Below are 16,329 nucleotides of genomic sequence, written 5' to 3'. Positions count from 1 at the left end.
CCGGCCGCCCGGTGGCGCGATCGGATAGGCTGGACGAGAGCCGTCGACTGACTGGGTTCGGATCCGTCCGACGCCCCTCGGTGAGCGGGCTCCGGGCGCTCGGATGAGCCGGGCTCCCGCGGATCCCCGCTCGCCAGCCGACGTCGACCGTGACCACATCCATGTAGGCCCCGCCATCGGCGGGCGTCCCGACTCGGACCAGACGTGAACGTGACTGCCGCCATGACCGGATCACAGCCCCGCCGCCGCACCCCCAAGGGCCCCCTGGTGCTCGACACCCGGGAACTTGGCCGGCGCCCGGGGTCCATGAGGCCTGTGCGTACCCAGGTCGAGCTCCCGGCCGACCTCGGCACGGAGATGATGTGGGTCGCCCCGGGCGCGACGGGCACGCTGGACCTGCGGCTCGAGTCGGTGATCGAGGGCGTCCTGGTCAGTGGCACCGTGGTCGCCCCGCTACAGGGGGAGTGCGCCCGCTGCCTCGAAGGCCTGAGCGACGTCGGCACGGTCGAGCTCCGTGAGCTGTTCTACTACCCTGACCGGGCGGCCGACATGTCGCAGGAGGACGAGGACGTCCGCGTTCTCGTCGACGACCACGCGGACCTCGCGCCGGTGGTGCGCGACGCCCTGGTCCTGGACCTGCCGCTGTCGCCCACCTGCCGGCCGGACTGCGCGGGCCTCTGCGTCGACTGCGGCGCCCGGCTGGACGACGTCGGGCCGGATCACTCGCACGCCCGTTCCGACCCTCGGTGGGCCGCCCTGTCCGGCTTGGCGCAGGACACTCCGACAGGAGCTGAGCAGGGTCCGCTGGACCCTGACGAGAACAAGGAGAAGGAATAGTGGCCGTCCCGAAACGGCGCACCTCGCGCAGCAACACCCGCTCCCGCCGTTCGCAGTGGAAGGCCGCCGTGCCGACCCTCGCGAAGTGCTCGCGTGGGCACGTGATCCGGCCGCACACCGTGTGCACGACGTGCGGCCGGTACAACGATCGTCAGGTGCTTGACGTCTGACCCGATGTGACCCGCATCGCCGTAGACCTGCTGGGGGAGGGGCTGCCCGCTGGACCCCTCCTCGAGGCGTTGCCCACCGCGCTGGACGCTGATCCACGCCTCGTGCTGATCCTCGTGGCGGCCGAGGGCGGCGTCGAGGACGACCTGGCCAGGTTGGGCATCGCCCCAGGCGAGCGAGTGCTGCTGCGGAGCGCGTCGCAGTCGGTCGACGGCGGTCCGCAGGCGCTGCGGGACGTGCGCGGGCGGCGCGGCGCGGGCGTCCGGGTCGCGGCCCGGCTCGTGCGCGACGGCGAGGCGGACGCCATGGTCTCCGTGGCGCCGGTCGAGTCCGTCCTCGCGGCCGCCCAGTTCACGTACGGCCTGCTACCCGGCGCGACGCGGGCGGTGCTCGCCTCGGTCGTCGGTGAGCGCGAGGCGGGTGTCGTCCTGTGTGACGCGGGGGGTGGCCCGTTCGGTACCGCTGACGAGTTCGCGCAGAGCGCGCTGCTCGGTGGTGCGTACGCGGCACTGCGCTTCTCCACCCGGGCGCCCAGGGTGGGCCTGCTGACCGCGCGGGTCGCGCTGGTGGACCCGCTGCGCGACGCCGCCGACGAGGCGCTGCGGACGCTCGACCTGGACTATCTCGGCCCGCGTACGCCTGATCTCGCCGTTGCGACGGCGGCCGGGCCGGGCCGGGAACTCGAGGTCGTGGTCACCGACGGCTACACCGGCGACATCGTGCTCTCGGTCATCCGGGCAGCGCTGGAACGGCGGCGCCCGCGCGGCGCGGCGGACAGGGGTACCGAGCTGGATCCGGCATGGGGAACACTGGAGGATCCTGAGGTGCGGGGGGGAACGATCGTGTTGGGGGTCGACGGCGTCGCGGTGCACGCCGACCGCGGCGAAGGAGGTTCCGTGGATGCCGGCGGCGACGGTCTGCTCGCGGCCCTGAGGGTCGCCTCGTTGGCCGTTCGGGGGGATCTGTGCTTGCACGCCCGGACGGCGCTGGCGACGCTCGTCGCCCGGCGGCGAGCCCGAGCCGGGCTGGTCGGATGACCCGCCAGCTGCCGCCGACGCCCCCGCGCGAGGGCCTGATCAAGGTCCTGGACGCCGACATCGACCAGGAGCTGCTTGATCGCGCGCTGACGCACCGCTCGTACGCGTACGAGAAGGGCGGCCTGCCGACCAACGAGCGGCTGGAGTTCCTCGGCGACGCCGTTCTCGGCCTCGTCGTCACCGCCGCCCTCTTCCTGCGCCATCCCGACCTGCCCGAGGGGCAGCTGGCCAAGCAGCGCGCCTCGGTGGTCAACATGCGCGCGCTCGCCGCGGTGGCCCGCGGGATCGGCCCGACCGGCCTCGGCCCCTACCTGCTGCTCGGCCGCGGCGAGGAGACGACCGGCGGCCGGGACAAGGCGAGCATCCTCGCCGACACCCTCGAGGCGATCATCGGCGCCGTCTACCTGTCGGCGGGGCTCGACGTGGCCTCCGACTTCGTCCACCGGCTGTTCGACCCGTTGCTGGACGAGGCCGCGGGCCGTGGCGCCGGCCTGGACTGGAAGACCTCGCTGCAGGAACAGACGGCGCTGCTCGCGCTCGGCCCGCCCGAGTACGTGGTCGCGGAGGCCGGTCCGGACCACGCCAAGCGGTTCACCGCCTTCGCGAGGATCGCCGGAGAGGCGCTCGGCGAGGGCGAGGGCGGTAGTAAGAAGGAGGCCGAGCAGCGGGCGGCCGCCGCCGCCTTCGCGGTGCTGGAGCGCCGAGCGTCGGCCGCGGCGCAGCAGGGTGACGCGGACGCGGCGGCGGGCGGCGCGCCGGCCGGTCCGGCGGTGAGCGGGACGGACGGTGCCGGCGCCGCCTCCGGCGTGCGGGAGCGTGGCGGCGACGTGCCGGCTGCCTGACCGGGGCCTGGCGTTCGTCGTCGGCGGTCATCATGCCTGAGCTTCCCGAGGTGGAGGTCGTTCGGCGCGGGCTCGAGCGCGGGGTCGTCGGGCGGGTGATCCGTGAGGTCGAGGTGTCCCACCCCCGGGCGGTGCGCCGGCATGTGGCGGGAGCGGCGGACTTCCGATCCCTGCTGGTCGGCCGGCGCATCATCGCGGCGAACCGGCGCGGCAAGTACCTCTGGCTCGCGCTGTGCCCGGAGCCGGCGGCCGGTGAGCACACGTCGACCGGCGCCGGGGACGCGCTGATCGCCCACCTCGGCATGAGTGGGCAGCTCCTGGTGGTGCCGTCGGGGTCACCGGATCAGAAACATCTGCGGGTGCGGTTCGTCTTCGCCGATGAGGGCCGTGAGCTGCGCTTCGTCGACCAGCGCACCTTCGGCGGCCTCGCGATCGACGTCGGCGGCGCGCAGCTGCCCGCGCCGATCGCCCACATCGCCCGCGATCCGCTCGACCCCGCGTTCGACGAGGACGCCGTGATCGGGCGCCTGCGCCGGCGGCGCACTGGCATCAAGCGGGCGCTGCTGGACCAGACGCTGCTCAGCGGGGTCGGCAACATCTACGCGGACGAGGCCCTGTGGGCGGCGCGGCTGCACTACGCCCGGCCGACCGAGACCATGAACCGGCCGGAGATCCGCCGCCTGCTGGTGGAGGTCCGTGCGGTCATGGCCGCCGCGCTCGACGCGGGCGGCACCTCCTTCGACCGGCTCTACGTCTCCACGGAGGGGGTCAGCGGGCTGTTCGAGCGCTCGCTCGAGGTCTACGGCCGCGCCGGTCAGCCGTGCGGCCGGTGCGGCGGCACCATCCGGCGCGACGCGTTCATGAACCGCTCCAGCTTCACCTGCCCGATCTGCCAGCCTCCACCCCGCCACCCCAGGTGGTAGCATTCGATCACACGTTCGACAGCTACCCTCCTCCCGAGGGCGTGCGGGCGGGCGTGGCGCTCGTGGCGGCGGAGGGAGCCCGTCCGCCGCGGGTGAGGGATGTTGTCGCCTTGTCCGGGGCCGAGTTCGGGATCTTCCCTGCTCGGCGAGGCATCGCCGAGAGTGCCGGGTCGCGTTGTGGCCATCCGGCACAAGAGGGATGGAGGCGCCCCATGAATCCGGACGCGTTGCTCGGCCGGGTGCGCAAGCTGCTCGCCATGGCGGAGGGCGAGGGTCTGACCGAGGCGGCCCGAGAGGCCTACAACACCAAGGCAGCCGAGCTCATCGCCCAGTACGGGATCGACCGGGCGCTGCTGGAGGCGGCCGAGCCGCGGCGGGCGGCGGCGGATCTCGTGGTGACGGTCGAGTCGCCTTACGCCCGCGACAAGATCTCGCTGCTCGCGAGCGTCGCCACGCCCCTGGGCTGCCGGCTCGTGCACCGCACCATGCGCCGGGCGCAGGGGGTCGAGCACTCCGCGCACCTGTTCGGTATGGACGCGGACATCCAGCGCGTGCAGCTGTTGTTCACCTCGCTGCTGGTACAGCAGGTGTACGGACTGGCCGCGGTGCGACCGCCGCGATGCGAGGACCCGCGGGCGTACCGGCGGTCGTGGATGGCCGGCTTCGCGCTCGCGGTCGCGGAGCGTCTGACAAAGGCGGAGTGGACGGCGCGGGAGCGGGCGCAGGCGCGGCAGCGGGCGGAACCGGCCGAGGAGCCCGGCGGTCCGTCGGTGGCCGTCGTCCTCGCGGATCGCAGCCGGCGGGTGGACGCGCACATGGCCACCGTCTATCCGCGGCTGCGGACCCCCCGGGCCCGGCAGCTGTCGGGAAGTGGCGGGCGGGAGGGATACCAGGCCGGCGAGCGAGCCGATCTCGGTTACGACAACCGGATCTCCAGCCGGGTCTCACCGGCGATCGGCTCGCGGGGATGATGGACAGCCTGCCGGGCTACAGCTTTCCGCCCGGCAGGTTCGGAACCGCGGTCTGCGTGGGGCCGGCGGTTCGCGGTGGTGCGTAGCCAGGGCCGATGATCTTGTCCTGGTCGTCGACCGGCCCCGGCGTCACATGGCGATCGCCCTCGACGCTCGCATGCGGCACCGGTAGCGAACCGCCCTCCTGATGAAAGTCCTGACCGCAACCACTGAGTACGAGCGCCGACCCGAGGGCGGCGCCGACGAGCGCCACGACGGTGGGCTTCCGGCGCGAGCGTGGCTGGTTCGGCCGCGAGCGCTGAAGGCCCACCGGCCGCCGGGACCCGCCCGGCTGGCCCGCCATGTCTGGGAATGATGAGGTGTCCACGATGGCCAGTACCCTACCTCGCTGATGAGTGAAGGACCCGTGATGCAGACGCAGGTTGGCACGACCGTGGTCCGGTTCACCGCCGTGGTCGTCGGGAGAGTTCAGCGGGTCGGTTTTCGCGACTACGTGCGTACTCGGGCGCGACGGCTGGGACTGGTCGGATCCGCCACCAATCTGCCGGATGGTGCGGTCGAGGTGATTGCGGAAGGCGACGAGTCCGCGTGTCGGGATCTGGCCCGGCTACTCGTGACAGGTCACACTCCTGGGTGGACCGACCGTGTGCAGCTGGTGTGGCGTAGCGCACAGGGCGATCTGGCTGACTTCCGCCGGAAGTGACCGCTTGTCGACGGTGTGCACGCGGCCCTGTCATCAGGATGACGGTCAAGTTTTTGTGTGTTCCCCAGATCGACCGGGGGGCATGTGGCATGCTCTTGACTTTCGGTCACCCGGCGTGGGATCCTGGAGTCATTGTTGGGGGCGCACTCTGATCTGTTTGGATCTTGTGTTGTCCGACGCCCACTAGGTCACTCATCGTGGAGGACCATTACCATGGCGAAGGCCCTTTTCGGCCACGTCGGTTCCGGCAGCGACCTGCGTCTCTCTTACGAGGTGCGCCGGCTCCGTGCCCGAGTCGCGGAGCTTGAGGCAGAGCTGACTCGAGTACGTGAGGTCAACGAGGCACTGGTCGGGGGTGTCGACGTGCCGGAGGATGTCCGGGCGCTCGACGCCGAGCCGGCCTACAGCTGAGCTGAGGGTTGCGGTGGGGTGTCGCGCGCACTGCGGGCCCCGCTAGGCCGGTCCCGAATTCCTGTATTTCGTCTCTATTTGCGCGCGTTGTCACCCTAGCTCTGGGTAATCATCCTCTATTCTTGGGTGATCGATTCATCCCTGGGGGGTGTTTCACGTTCTCGTGTGGACGCACGTTCGCGCGTGCCTCCATTGAGGCGTGGTGCTGACGCGTGAGATTCGGCGGTTCGCCCAGGTGGTGGATTGGCCGAACGGTGCGTCTCGGAGTCGCGGCGTTGGCGGAGTGTGGTCGTATGACCGCGCTCCGCTGCTCGATAGTATGTGGACGTCCCTCGTCGGTGGGCAGCGCTGCTGATCATCCGCCGCACGTCCCCTGCTGACCGCTGCTCCGGAGACCGGTGCACCTCAAGAACCTGACCCTGCGGGGCTTCAAGTCCTTCGCCAGCTCGACGTCGTTACACCTCGAGCCGGGAATCACCTGTGTGGTCGGGCCGAACGGGTCCGGTAAGAGCAATGTGGTCGATGCCATCGCCTGGGTGCTCGGGGAGCAGGGGGCCAAGGCGCTGCGCGGCGGCACCATGTCCGACGTCATCTTCGCAGGCACGCCCGCGCGCCCCGCGCTCGGCCGTGCCGAGGTGCTGCTGACGATCGACAACTCGGACGGCGCGTTGCCGATCGAGTACACGGAGGTCACGGTCGGCCGGCTGCTCTTCCGCAGCGGCGAGAGTGAATACACGATCAATGGCACCGGTTGCCGGCTCCTCGACATTCAGGAGCTGATGAGCGATTCCGGAATCGGCCGCGAACTCCACGTCATCGTCGGGCAGGGTCAGCTCGATGCCGTTCTCCATGCCCGGCCGGAGGATCGGCGAGCATTCGTCGAGGAGGCGGCCGGCGTTCTCAAGCATCGCAAGCGCAAGGAGAAGGCGCTGCGCAAGCTCGAGGCGATGGCGGCGAATCTCACCCGTCTGACCGATCTGTCCGCAGAACTGCGCCGCCAGCTCGGCCCGCTCGGGCGCCAGGCCGAGATCGCCCGCAAGGCCGGTGCCATCCAGGCGTCCCTGCGTGACGCGCGGCTGCGGCTGCTCGCCGACGACCTGCACACCGCGCGCACGGCCATGGCGACCGATGCCGCCGACGAGCAGGTCCTTCGCCGCCGCCTCACCGAGACCGAGGCGGCCCACGCCACGGCGGCCCAGCGCGAGGAACGCCTGCAGACAGAGCTCGCCGAGATCGTTCCTCGTACCACCGAGACCCAGCGGACCTGGTACGCGATCGCCTCCCTGCGCGAGCGGTTGCTGGGCACCCGCTCGCTCGCCACCGAGCGGGCCCGGTTGCTGCGCACGGCCTCCGACGAGCTGCGCGGCCGGCGCGATCCGGAGGAGCTCGAGCAGGAGGCAACCGCCGTTCGTGAGCAGGAGGTGGCTCTCGCCGAGCGGCTGGAGATCGACCGGGAGCGGCTCGAGCAGGTCGTGGCGCGCCGCGGTGACCTCGAGGAGGCGCTCGCGAGCGAGGAGCGGGAGCTGATCGCCGCCGCCCGCGCCGCCTCGTCCCGGCGGGAGGAGATCGCCCGACTAGCCGGCCAGGTGGAGGCGGCCCGGTCGCGCGCGAGCGGCGCCGAGCAGGAGATCGTCCGTGCCACCGAGGCGCTGACGGCCGCCAGCGAGCGTGCCACCGAGACCGCTGAGTCGCGCTCCGCGCTGGACGACGAGCTGCGGCGGATGGAGGACGCCCGGACGGAACTCGCCGAGCGGCACAGTGCCGCGGTGGCGGTGCACGCCACCGCGGTGGACCGGCTGGAGACGCTGCGCGCCCAGGAGCGTTCCGCGGAGCGCGACCGCGCGTCCTGGGCCGCCCGTCACGACGCGCTGGTGCTCTCGCTGTCCCCGGCGGATGGCGTCGCCGCCCTGCTGGAGGCGTCGCGGCGGACCGAGGCCGGCGCGGCCGGCGAGCCCGTCGAGGTGTCCCCGACGGCGCCGCACGATCCGGCGGCCGGGCCCGGCGGGGGCGGCGTGGGGCGCCCTGGCGGCAAGGGACGTCGGCAGCGCGCCGGCGGCGGCCGGGAGACCGGGTCCGCGACCGCCGGCACCGCCGCCGCGCGGCCGGCGCCACCACCGCTGGACGCCGCCTTCACCCCCCTTGGCCGGCTCTCCGGCGTCCTGACCGTGCGCGACGGCGCGCAGGCCGCCATCGCGGCGGCCCTCGGGCCCGCGGCGGATGCCCTGCTGGTGGCCTCCCCGGCGCAGGTTCTGATCGCGTTCACCTGGCTGCGGGATGCCGATGCCGGCCGGGCCGCCCTGGTCCTGGCGGCCGGGCCTGCCGGGCCTGCCGGGCCGGGTGGCTCGGGGAGCGCGGCGGGGGGCGGCGGGCTGCCGGCGGGCTGCGTCCCGGCGCTGGACCTGGTGGAGGTCATCGACGAGCGGTTCCGGCCCGCGGTGACGTTCCTGCTGGCACGCACGGTCGTGGTGGACGATCTGCCGGCGGCGCGGCGGGCCGCGTCCGACCAGCCGGAGCTGCACGTGGTCACCAGGGCCGGAGACGTGCTCGGGCCGGCGCTCGCGGTGGGCGGAAGCGCGAATCCCCCCTCGGCGATCGAGCTGCGCGCGGCCGCCGACGAGGCGCAGGCCGGCGTCGCCGCGTCGAGCCGGCAGGCCGAGACGGCCCGCGAGTCGCTGGGCCCGGCCCGCGCCGAGGTCGACCGGGCCCGGGCCGCGATCGACGCGGCGCTCGCGGCCCTGCACGGCGCCGACGCGCGCCATCGCGCGCTGTCGGAGCAGCTGGCGCAGCTGGACCGCGCCGGCGGTAGTGCGGGAGCCGACGTGGCACGCCTCGAGGTCGCGCGGGGCCGGGCGGAGAGCGCACGCGACCGGGCCTACGGCGCGCTGACCGAGCTCGAGGGGTCGCTGGCGTCGATCTCCACCCAGCCGGAGATCGACGAACGCTCCTCCGAGGAACGGGACCGGCTGGTCAGTGCCACCTCCGCGGTGCGGGCGGCCGAGGTGGAGGCGCGGCTGGCGGTGCGCACCAGCGAGGAGCGGGTGCGTGCACTGCAGGGCCGGGCGGACGGCCTGATCCGGGCGGCGGCGAGCGAGCGGGCGGCCCGCGCGGCGGCGGCGCGGCGCCGCGAGGTGCGGGAGAGCCAGGCGGCGCTGGCGGCGGCGCTCGGCGACGCCGCGGGGCGGGCGCTCGACCGGCTGGACCAGTCGCTGGCCCGGGCCGCCACCGAGCGGGAGGAGGCCGACGCGCTGCGCCGGTCGACCGAGGCCGAGCTGTCCGCGGCCCGGGACCGGGGCCGCGCGCTGACGGCGGAGCTCGCCGGTCTGCGTGACGCCGCCCACCGGGACGAGCTGGCCCGGGCCGAGAAGCGCCTGCGGGTCGAGACGCTCGAGGGCAGGGCGATGGAGGAGTTCGGGATCGGCGGCGACGTGCTCGTCGCCGAGTTCGGGCCTCACCTGCCGGTACCGCCGGACGATCCGGACGGTTCCCCGGTGCCGTTCGACCGCGCCGAGCAGACCGCACGCGCGGCGACCGCGGACAAGCAGCTCACCCGCCTGGGCCGGGTCAACCCGCTGGCCCTCGAGGAGTTCGCGGCCCTGCAGGAGCGGGCGGCGTTCCTGTCCTCGCAGCTGGACGACATTCGCAGCACCCGGCGTGATCTGCTGCTGGTGGTGGAGGAGGTCGACGTCCGGGTCCGGGAAGTGTTCGCGGCGGCGTTCGCCGACACGGCCCGGGAGTTCGAGATCGTCTTCGCCACCCTGTTTCCTGGCGGTGAGGGCCGGCTGGTGCTCACCGACCCGGACGACATGCTGGCGACCGGGATCGAGGTCGAGGCGCGCCCGCCGGGCAAGAAGGTCAAGCGGCTGTCGCTGCTCTCGGGTGGCGAGCGCTCGCTGACCGCGCTCGCCCTCCTGCTGGCGATCTTCCGGGCCCGACCGTCGCCGTTCTATGTCCTGGATGAGGTCGAGGCGGCGCTCGACGACCGCAATCTCGGCCGGCTGCTGGAGGCGATCGAGGGTCTGCGGCAGAAGTCCCAGCTCATCATCATCACCCACCAGAAACGGACGATGGAGATCGCCGACGCCCTGTACGGCGTGGCGATGCGGGGCGACGGCATCACGACGGTGATCAGCCAGCGGCTGCGGGAGAACGCCGCGGTCTGAGCGCCCGGGTGGGGGTGCACCGAGGGTGAGGACGCCGAGCCGGCCGGCGGATCTGTCAGGATCGAGGGGTGGAGCTCCTCATCCTGATCGTCGTCATCAGCGTCGTCGCGGTGGCCACCATCGGCTTCGTGGTGGGCAGCGCCGTGCGGCGCCGTCCACGCCGGACCCTGACCGGCGGCGGAACCGAGCCGCGATTGCCCGCCGCCGGCGACGACGGCGGGCAGCCGCGGCCCGGGGCCGGCGGGATCGAGGGCGGGCGGGCGTCCCCGCCGGCCGCCGGTGCGGCCACGATCGAGCCCGCTCCCGCCGCGCCGGGGGCGGCCCCGCAGGTCGAGGGGGAGGCCCCGACGCCCGCCCCGGCTGCGGCCGTCGAGGGTGTCGCGGCGCCGGTTCCGCCGCGCCAGCGCCCGCCGGTGGAGACGCCGGCGCCGGCCGCGGGCCGGCTGGTCCGGCTGCGGCTGCGGCTGTCCCGCTCGCAGAGCGCGCTGGGCCGTGGCCTGCTCTCGTTGCTGTCCGGGGACCGGCTCGACGAGGAGACCTGGGAGGACGTGGAGGCGACGCTGCTGGTCGCCGACGTCGGCGTCACGGCGACCAGCGAGCTCGTCGCCGCGCTGCGCGAGCGCACGAAGGTGCTCGGCGCGAGCGGCCCGGACCAGGCCCGCGCCATGCTGCGCGACGAACTGCTGGCCCAGGTCGGCACCACGGCGGACCGGTCGCTGCGCACCTCGGTCCCGGACCGGCCCGCGGTGGTCCTCGTGGTCGGCGTCAACGGCACGGGCAAGACGACGACCTGCGGGAAGATCGCCCGACTGCTGGTGGCGGACGGCCGGACGGTGGTGCTGGGCGCGGCGGACACGTTCCGCGCCGCGGCCGCCGACCAGCTGCAGACCTGGGGCGAGCGGGTGGGCGCCGAGACCGTACGCGGCGCCGAGGGCGGCGACCCGGCCTCTGTCGCCTTCGACGCGGTGAAACGAGGCATCGAGTCGCGGGCCGACACCGTACTGATCGACACTGCCGGTCGCCTGCACACCAAGACGGGCCTGATGGACGAGCTCGCGAAGATCAAGCGGGTCGTCGGCAAGCACGGCCCGGTGGACGAGGTGCTGCTGGTGCTGGACGCGACCACCGGCCAGAACGCGCTCGTGCAGGCCCGCGTGTTCACGGAGGCCGTCGAGCTCTCCGGCGTCGTGCTGACCAAGCTGGACGGTACGGCCAAGGGCGGCATCGTCATCGCCGTCCAGCGGGAGCTCGGCATCCCGGTCAAGCTGATCGGGCTGGGCGAGGGCCCGGACGATCTCGCCCCGTTCGAGCCCGAGGCGTTCGTCGACGCGTTGCTGGGCGAGCCGGCCTGACAGCGTGGCGGACAGCGGCCATGCTGTCCGTCGGCAGATCTGGACTGCATCCGGACCACGAAATGTGGCGTGTCAAGGACTTCACGTCTCCTGGGATGTGATCTAGGCTGCATTGCTGTGCGGAGCTGGCAGGCTCCTCGGCCCGTCGTGACCACTCGTCCTCGGCGCTTTCCCGGCTGGGGGGTGAGCGTCCGGCGAGGCGTCTCGCCGTCCTCAGCGCAGAGGGCGGACCCGGTCGGTCACTGGCCAGGCCGCGGTCCGTGCGGGAATGCCTCGCCGGGTCGCGCTCGCCGTCCGCTGGCGGGTGGCCGGCACGGGGTTCGGCCGGGTTCCGGTTCGGTCCGCGCCGCAGTCGCTCCCCCGGCCGGCGGGCGGGCGCGGGTGTGTTGTCCTCGTCGTCGGGTGCGTACGCTGGTCCCTGCGGTCCGCCTGCGATCCCGGAGTGTGCGCGTGTTCGACACCCTTTCCAGCCGCCTCGACAAGGTCTTCACGTCGCTGCGTGGGCGGGGGCGCCTGACCGATGCGGACATCGACGCGACCGCCCGCGAGATCCGGGTGGCGCTGCTCGAGGCCGATGTCGCGCTGCCGGTCGTGCGGGGCTTCGTCGCCGCGATCAAGGAGCGGGCGCGCGGCGCGGACGTCAGCGCGTCACTGAACCCGGCGCAGCAGGTCATCAAGATTGTCAACGAGGAGCTCGTCACGATCCTCGGTGGCGGGACGACCGAGCTGCGTTTCGCCAAGTCGCCGCCGACCGTCATCCTCCTCGCGGGCCTGCAGGGCACCGGCAAGACGACGTTGGCCGGCAAGCTCGGCCGATGGCTGAATGCGCAGGGGCACACGCCGCTGCTGGTCGCCGCCGACCTGCAGCGGCCGAACGCGGTCAACCAGCTCCAGGTGGTCGGTGGTCGGGCCGGCGTCGAGGTCTTCGCCCCGGAGCCCGGCAACGGGGTCGGGGATCCGGTCCGGGTCGCCCGGGACGCTCTCGCGCACGCGCGCCGGCACGTCTTCGACGTCGTGGTCGTCGACACGGCGGGCCGCCTCGGTGTCGACGAGGAGATGATGCGCCAGGCCGCCGATATCCGCGACGCCGTCTCGCCGGACGAGATCCTGTTCGTCCTCGACGCGATGATCGGTCAGGACGCGGTCGCGACGGCGAACGCGTTCGCCGAGGGAGTCGGGTTCTCCGGCGTCGTCCTGACCAAGCTTGACGGTGACGCGCGCGGTGGCGCGGCGCTGTCGGTCGCCGAGGTCACCGGCCGTCCGATCATGTTCGCCTCGACCGGTGAGGCGCTCGACGACTTCGACGTCTTCCATCCCGAGCGGATGGCGTCGCGCATCCTCGGCATGGGTGACGTGCTCACCCTGATCGAGCAGGCCGAGAAGGCGTTCGAGGCCGAGCAGGCCGAGGCGATGGCGGCCAAGATGGCCGCCTCGGAGTTCACCCTCGAGGACTTCCTCGACCAGATGCTCACGGTCCGCAAGATGGGCCCGATCGGCAACCTGCTCGGCATGCTGCCCGGCATGGGCCAGATGAAGGAGCAGCTGTCCCAGGTCGACGACCGCGACGTCGACCGGGTGGTCGCGATCATCCGGTCGATGACGCCGGGGGAGCGGCGCGATCCCCGGATCCTGCAGGCCTCGCGCAAGGCGCGGGTGGCCCGGGGCTCGGGGGTCACGGTCACCGAGGTGAACCAGCTGCTCGACCGGTTCGCCGAGGCGCGCAAGGTGATGAAGCAGATGGCGGGCGGGATGGGTCTTCCGGGCGCGATGGGGCGAGGGAAGTCCGCGTCGGCCCGCAAGGCCGCGAAGAAGGGCAAGGGCGCCAGCCGCAAGGGGAACCCGGCGGCGCGGGCGGCCCAGGCCAAGGCGCAGAAGTCGGCGGCGCAGGAGCGGCTGACCCGGGGTCCCGGCGCGGGCCTCGACGCCATGCCCGACGCCATGCCCGACGGCATGCCGGATCTCGCGGCGCTCATGCGCCAGCAGCAGGGCGGCCTCGGTGGCGGGCCGCGCGGCGGCCGCTGAGACCGGTTCGGGCGCTCCCGGGCCGCCGCCGTCGGTCACCGTCTGGCAGACTGTAAGCTCTAGTGCAGGCCCTGCCTGCCAGCGTCGGTGTGGCTGTCCTCTCCAGGCCCGTGCCCGGGTCGTGTCGAGTGGTTGTTCCGGCGCTGGTGCTTCCCGCCGCCGCTCTCTCCGCACCTGTGCGGGGCCCGGCGGTCCCGATACGTCTGGAGCCGTTCGACCACCGTGGCAACCAAGATCAAATTGCAGCGTCTCGGCAAGATGCGCGAGCCGCACTACCGCATCGTCGTGGCCGACGCCCGCACCAAGCGGGATGGTCGGGTCATCGAGGCCATCGGGCAGTACCACCCGAAGTCGGACCCGAGCATCATCAAGGTCGACGCGGAGCGGGTGGAGCACTGGCTCTCGGTCGGCGCTCAGCCCACCGAGCCCGTGCTCGCGATTCTCAAGGTCACCGGTGACTGGCAGAAGTTCAAGAACCTGCCGGCGCCGCCGCCGATGAGGGTCGCTGAGCCGAAGCCGGACAAGCGCGAGGTCTTCCAGGCCGCCGCGCGGGCCGCCGCGGGTGCCGAGGACCGTCCGGCGACCACCCCGAAGAAGGCCAAGAAGTCCGCGTCGGCGGAGGGCGCGGAGGCGCCGGCCGAGGACGCGTCGACGACCGCGGGGCAGTAGGTGCTGGAGACGGCCCTCGAGCATCTCGTGCGGGGCATCGTCGATCATCCCGACGATGTCCGCGTGGACCTGAACAACGGTCGGCGCGGCCGGACCCTGGAAGTGCGCGTGCATCCCGACGACCTGGGCAAGGTGATCGGCCGTCGGGGCCGCACGGCTCGCGCGCTGCGGACCGTCATGGGCGGCGTGGGTGGCCGTGGCCTGCGGATCGACGTCGTCGATGTGGACCGCTAGCGGTCGACGCGCCAGCGGATGCGCCGAGCCGTCGAATGGCTGAGCGGCCCGTCGTGGTCGAGCCGATCGTCGTTGGCCGTATCGGTCGCCCGCATGGCGTGCGCGGCGATGTCACCATCGAGGTGCGGACGGATGTGCCGGGCCGTCGGTTCGCCGTGGACGCGGTGCTGGGCCGTGAGGGTGGTGGCCCCCCGCTGACCGTCGCCGGCGCCCGGTGGCATTCGGGTCGCCTGCTGGTGCGCTTCGCCGGAGTCGACGACCGTGGCGCGGCCGAGGGGCTGCGCAACGTGCTGCTCACCATCGACCCGGCGCAGGCCGGGCCGCCGACCGATGAGGACGAATCCGGCGAGGCGGACTCCGCCGATCTGTGGTGGGATCGCGACCTCGTCGGCCTCGCGGTGGTGACGGTCGCCGGTGACCCGCTGGGCCGGGTGACCGACGTGATCCACGCGCCGGCCGGTGACCTGCTCGCGGTCGGGCGGCCGGACGGCGGCGAGCATCTGATTCCGTTTGTCCGGGACATCGTTCCCACCGTGGATCCGGCGGCCGGCCGCATCGTGGTCGATCCACCCCAGGGGCTGCTGGATCTCGACTGAGCCGGGTGCCGGGCCCACGACGTCCGACCGGGAGCAGCCGATGCGCGCCGATGTCGTCACCATCTTCCCCGCCTACCTGGAGCCGCTGGGGCTGTCCCTGGTCGGCAAGGCGCGGGAGCGCGGCACGCTCGAAGTACGCACCCACGACCTGCGCGCCTGGACGAGCGACGTTCACCGCACCGTCGACGACGCGCCGTACGGCGGTGGGCCGGGCATGGTGATGCGCCCTGAGCCCTGGGACGCGGCGCTGACCGAGATCGCCGCCTCACGGCCGGGGAGCCGCCCGCGGGTGGTGGTCCCGACGCCGGCGGGTGTCCCGTTCAGCCAGCGCCGCGCGCAGGAGCTGGCCCGGGAGCCCTGGCTGGTGTTCTGCTGCGGACGGTACGAGGGGATCGACGCCCGGGTCGTCGACGCCTGGGCGGACGACGAGATCTCCATCGGTGACTACGTCCTGGCCGGCGGTGAGGTGGCCACCCTGGTCATCCTGGAGGCGGTGGCACGGCTGCTGCCCGGGGTCCTCGGCAACAGCGCCTCGGCCGAGGACGACTCCTTCTCCGACGGACTGCTGGAAGCTCCGGTATACACCCGCCCGCCGGTCTGGCGCGGCGCGGAGGTGCCCGCGGTGCTGCGCTCCGGCGACCACGGGGCCGTCGACCGGTGGCGGCGAGCCGAGTCCCTGCGCCGCACCCTGCACCGCCGTCCCGATCTGCTGGCCGCAGCCGACCTGTCCGCCGCGGACCGCGCCGTGTTGGACGCCGCCGGGCGAGAGGGCGCCTGAGCCCGGGGTGCCGTTGAGGCGGGGGCGCGGTCGGGCCGCTCACGCGTGTGGCACAGTACAATGCAGTGTCCGCCGGTTCGTGACCGGCTCGGGTAGCCTCGGCTCGAGCGTTCCCCACGGAGCTCCGTTCTTCTGGTACTCCGTGGCGCAGCCCGCCGGTGTGTGGTCCGGGTCGGGCTCGGCCAAGGATTGTTCGCCGGGCCGTCGGGCCGAGGGCGCGGACGATCCACTCCCGATCTCTTCAGGAAGCGACTGCCATGCACACCCTGGACAGCCTCGACGCCGAGTCGCTGAGGACCGACGTGCCCGAGTTCTGGCCGGGCGACACCCTCAAGGTCCACGTGCGGGTCGTCGAAGGAAACCGTCAGCGCATCCAGGTCTTCCAGGGTGCCGTCATCCGCCGCCAGGGCGGCGGGGTGCGGGAGACCTTCACCGTGCGGAAGGTGAGCTTCGGCGTCGGTGTCGAGCGCACGTTCCCGCTGCACAGCCCGATCGTCTCGAAGATCGAGGTCGTGACCCGGGGCGACGTCCGCCGCGCGAAGCTGTACTACCTGCGCCAGCTGCGGGGCAAGGCCGCCAAGATCAAGGAGAAGCGGTAGTCGGTCGCGCGCTGAGGCCTCGTCGCC

At 73.1% G+C, this 16,329-nt stretch carries 17 protein-coding genes; 16 read left to right on the top strand and 1 reads right to left on the bottom strand.

Annotated elements, in window-relative coordinates; all coding sequences use genetic code 11:
* The first annotated feature begins 222 nt into the window (after nt 1–222).
* From AC6EXY_RS24000 to AC6EXY_RS23975, 6 genes are all read left to right on the top strand, one after another.
* The gene (locus AC6EXY_RS24000) at nt 223–837 is read left to right on the top strand and encodes a YceD family protein (protein WP_101829866.1); all 615 of its coding nucleotides are present in this window, start codon (nt 223–225) and stop codon (nt 835–837) included.
* Nucleotides 837–1,007: a 50S ribosomal protein L32 gene (rpmF, locus tag AC6EXY_RS23995; protein ID WP_101829867.1), complete on the top strand. Its 171-nt coding sequence runs from the start codon at nt 837–839 to the stop codon at nt 1,005–1,007. The genes AC6EXY_RS24000 and rpmF overlap by 1 nt, the downstream gene beginning before the upstream one ends.
* A gap of 6 nt (nt 1,008–1,013) precedes the next feature.
* A complete protein-coding gene (locus AC6EXY_RS23990; RefSeq protein WP_101829868.1) occupies nt 1,014–2,042 on the top strand; it encodes a phosphate acetyl/acyltransferase in 1,029 nt (342 codons plus the stop codon).
* Nucleotides 2,039–2,884: a ribonuclease III gene (rnc, locus tag AC6EXY_RS23985; protein ID WP_101829869.1), complete on the top strand. Its 846-nt coding sequence runs from the start codon at nt 2,039–2,041 to the stop codon at nt 2,882–2,884. Before AC6EXY_RS23990 ends, rnc begins: the two co-directional genes overlap by 4 nt.
* 32 nt (nt 2,885–2,916) lie before the next feature.
* A complete protein-coding gene (mutM, locus tag AC6EXY_RS23980; RefSeq protein WP_101829870.1) occupies nt 2,917–3,807 on the top strand; it encodes a bifunctional DNA-formamidopyrimidine glycosylase/DNA-(apurinic or apyrimidinic site) lyase in 891 nt (296 codons plus the stop codon).
* Nucleotides 3,808–4,019: 212 nt separating this feature from the next.
* Nucleotides 4,020–4,778, top strand: a complete 759-nt coding sequence (locus AC6EXY_RS23975) for a DUF2786 domain-containing protein (RefSeq protein WP_101829871.1) — start codon at nt 4,020–4,022, stop codon at nt 4,776–4,778.
* A 16-nt stretch (nt 4,779–4,794) separates the two neighbouring features.
* Here AC6EXY_RS23975 and AC6EXY_RS23970 read toward each other — a convergent pair whose 3' ends face one another.
* Complete coding sequence (locus AC6EXY_RS23970) at nt 4,795–5,031, bottom strand: hypothetical protein (RefSeq protein WP_101829882.1); 237 nt, start codon at nt 5,029–5,031, stop codon at nt 4,795–4,797.
* 156 nt (nt 5,032–5,187) lie between these two features.
* Here AC6EXY_RS23970 and AC6EXY_RS23965 point away from each other — a divergent pair, with 156 nt between their 5' ends.
* The 10 genes from AC6EXY_RS23965 to rplS all read left to right on the top strand — a co-directional run bounded on the left by AC6EXY_RS23965 (nt 5,188) and on the right by rplS (nt 16,302).
* On the top strand, nt 5,188–5,481 hold the full coding sequence (locus AC6EXY_RS23965; protein WP_243407090.1) for an acylphosphatase: 294 nt from the start codon (nt 5,188–5,190) through the stop codon (nt 5,479–5,481).
* A gap of 213 nt (nt 5,482–5,694) precedes the next feature.
* Nucleotides 5,695–5,892 (top strand): hypothetical protein, encoded by a 198-nt coding sequence (locus AC6EXY_RS23960; protein ID WP_011606869.1) that lies wholly within the window; start codon nt 5,695–5,697, stop codon nt 5,890–5,892.
* Nucleotides 5,893–6,290: 398 nt separating this feature from the next.
* Entirely contained in the window at nt 6,291–10,052 is a 3,762-nt protein-coding gene (locus AC6EXY_RS23955; protein ID WP_499818176.1) for an SMC hinge domain-related protein, read from the top strand.
* Nucleotides 10,053–10,120: 68 nt separating this feature from the next.
* Entirely contained in the window at nt 10,121–11,404 is a 1,284-nt protein-coding gene (ftsY, locus tag AC6EXY_RS23950) for a signal recognition particle-docking protein FtsY (RefSeq protein ID WP_101831628.1), read from the top strand.
* 450 nt (nt 11,405–11,854) lie between these two features.
* On the top strand, nt 11,855–13,426 hold the full coding sequence (gene ffh / locus AC6EXY_RS23945) for a signal recognition particle protein (protein ID WP_101831632.1): 1,572 nt from the start codon (nt 11,855–11,857) through the stop codon (nt 13,424–13,426).
* 222 nt (nt 13,427–13,648) lie between these two features.
* Nucleotides 13,649–14,095: a 30S ribosomal protein S16 gene (rpsP, locus tag AC6EXY_RS23940; RefSeq protein ID WP_101831626.1), complete on the top strand. Its 447-nt coding sequence runs from the start codon at nt 13,649–13,651 to the stop codon at nt 14,093–14,095.
* Entirely contained in the window at nt 14,096–14,329 is a 234-nt protein-coding gene (locus AC6EXY_RS23935; protein WP_101831624.1) for an RNA-binding protein, read from the top strand.
* A gap of 35 nt (nt 14,330–14,364) precedes the next feature.
* The gene (gene rimM, locus AC6EXY_RS23930) at nt 14,365–14,925 is read left to right on the top strand and encodes a ribosome maturation factor RimM (protein WP_423748066.1); all 561 of its coding nucleotides are present in this window, start codon (nt 14,365–14,367) and stop codon (nt 14,923–14,925) included.
* Between the two features lie 40 nt (nt 14,926–14,965).
* Complete coding sequence (trmD, locus tag AC6EXY_RS23925) at nt 14,966–15,703, top strand: tRNA (guanosine(37)-N1)-methyltransferase TrmD (RefSeq protein ID WP_101831623.1); 738 nt, start codon at nt 14,966–14,968, stop codon at nt 15,701–15,703.
* A 257-nt stretch (nt 15,704–15,960) separates the two neighbouring features.
* Nucleotides 15,961–16,302 carry a 50S ribosomal protein L19 gene (gene rplS, locus AC6EXY_RS23920; RefSeq protein WP_101831622.1) on the top strand — a complete coding sequence of 114 codons (342 nt, stop codon included), beginning with the start codon at nt 15,961–15,963 and terminating at the stop codon, nt 16,300–16,302.
* The last annotated feature ends 27 nt before the right edge of the window (nt 16,303–16,329 follow it).

Source organism: Frankia sp. RB5 (assembly GCF_059816245.1).
The sequence above is the reverse complement of the archived record's forward strand: the minus strand, read 5'-3'. Positions and strand labels throughout refer to the sequence as shown.

Excerpts from the sequence above, each read along its gene's own strand:
- AC6EXY_RS23960 (WP_011606869.1), top strand. The coding sequence starts at position 5,695 with ATGGCGAAGGCCCTTTTCGGCCACGTCGGTTCCGGCAGCGACCTGCGT.
- AC6EXY_RS23965 (WP_243407090.1), top strand. The coding sequence starts at position 5,188 with ATGCAGACGCAGGTTGGCACGACCGTGGTCCGGTTCACCGCCGTGGTC.
- rnc (WP_101829869.1), top strand. The coding sequence starts at position 2,039 with ATGACCCGCCAGCTGCCGCCGACGCCCCCGCGCGAGGGCCTGATCAAG.
- trmD (WP_101831623.1), top strand. The coding sequence starts at position 14,966 with ATGCGCGCCGATGTCGTCACCATCTTCCCCGCCTACCTGGAGCCGCTG.
- AC6EXY_RS23975 (WP_101829871.1), top strand. The coding sequence starts at position 4,020 with ATGAATCCGGACGCGTTGCTCGGCCGGGTGCGCAAGCTGCTCGCCATG.
- AC6EXY_RS24000 (WP_101829866.1), top strand. The coding sequence starts at position 223 with ATGACCGGATCACAGCCCCGCCGCCGCACCCCCAAGGGCCCCCTGGTG.
- rplS (WP_101831622.1), top strand. The coding sequence starts at position 15,961 with ATGCACACCCTGGACAGCCTCGACGCCGAGTCGCTGAGGACCGACGTG.
- mutM (WP_101829870.1), top strand. The coding sequence starts at position 2,917 with ATGCCTGAGCTTCCCGAGGTGGAGGTCGTTCGGCGCGGGCTCGAGCGC.
- rimM (WP_423748066.1), top strand. The coding sequence starts at position 14,365 with ATGGCTGAGCGGCCCGTCGTGGTCGAGCCGATCGTCGTTGGCCGTATC.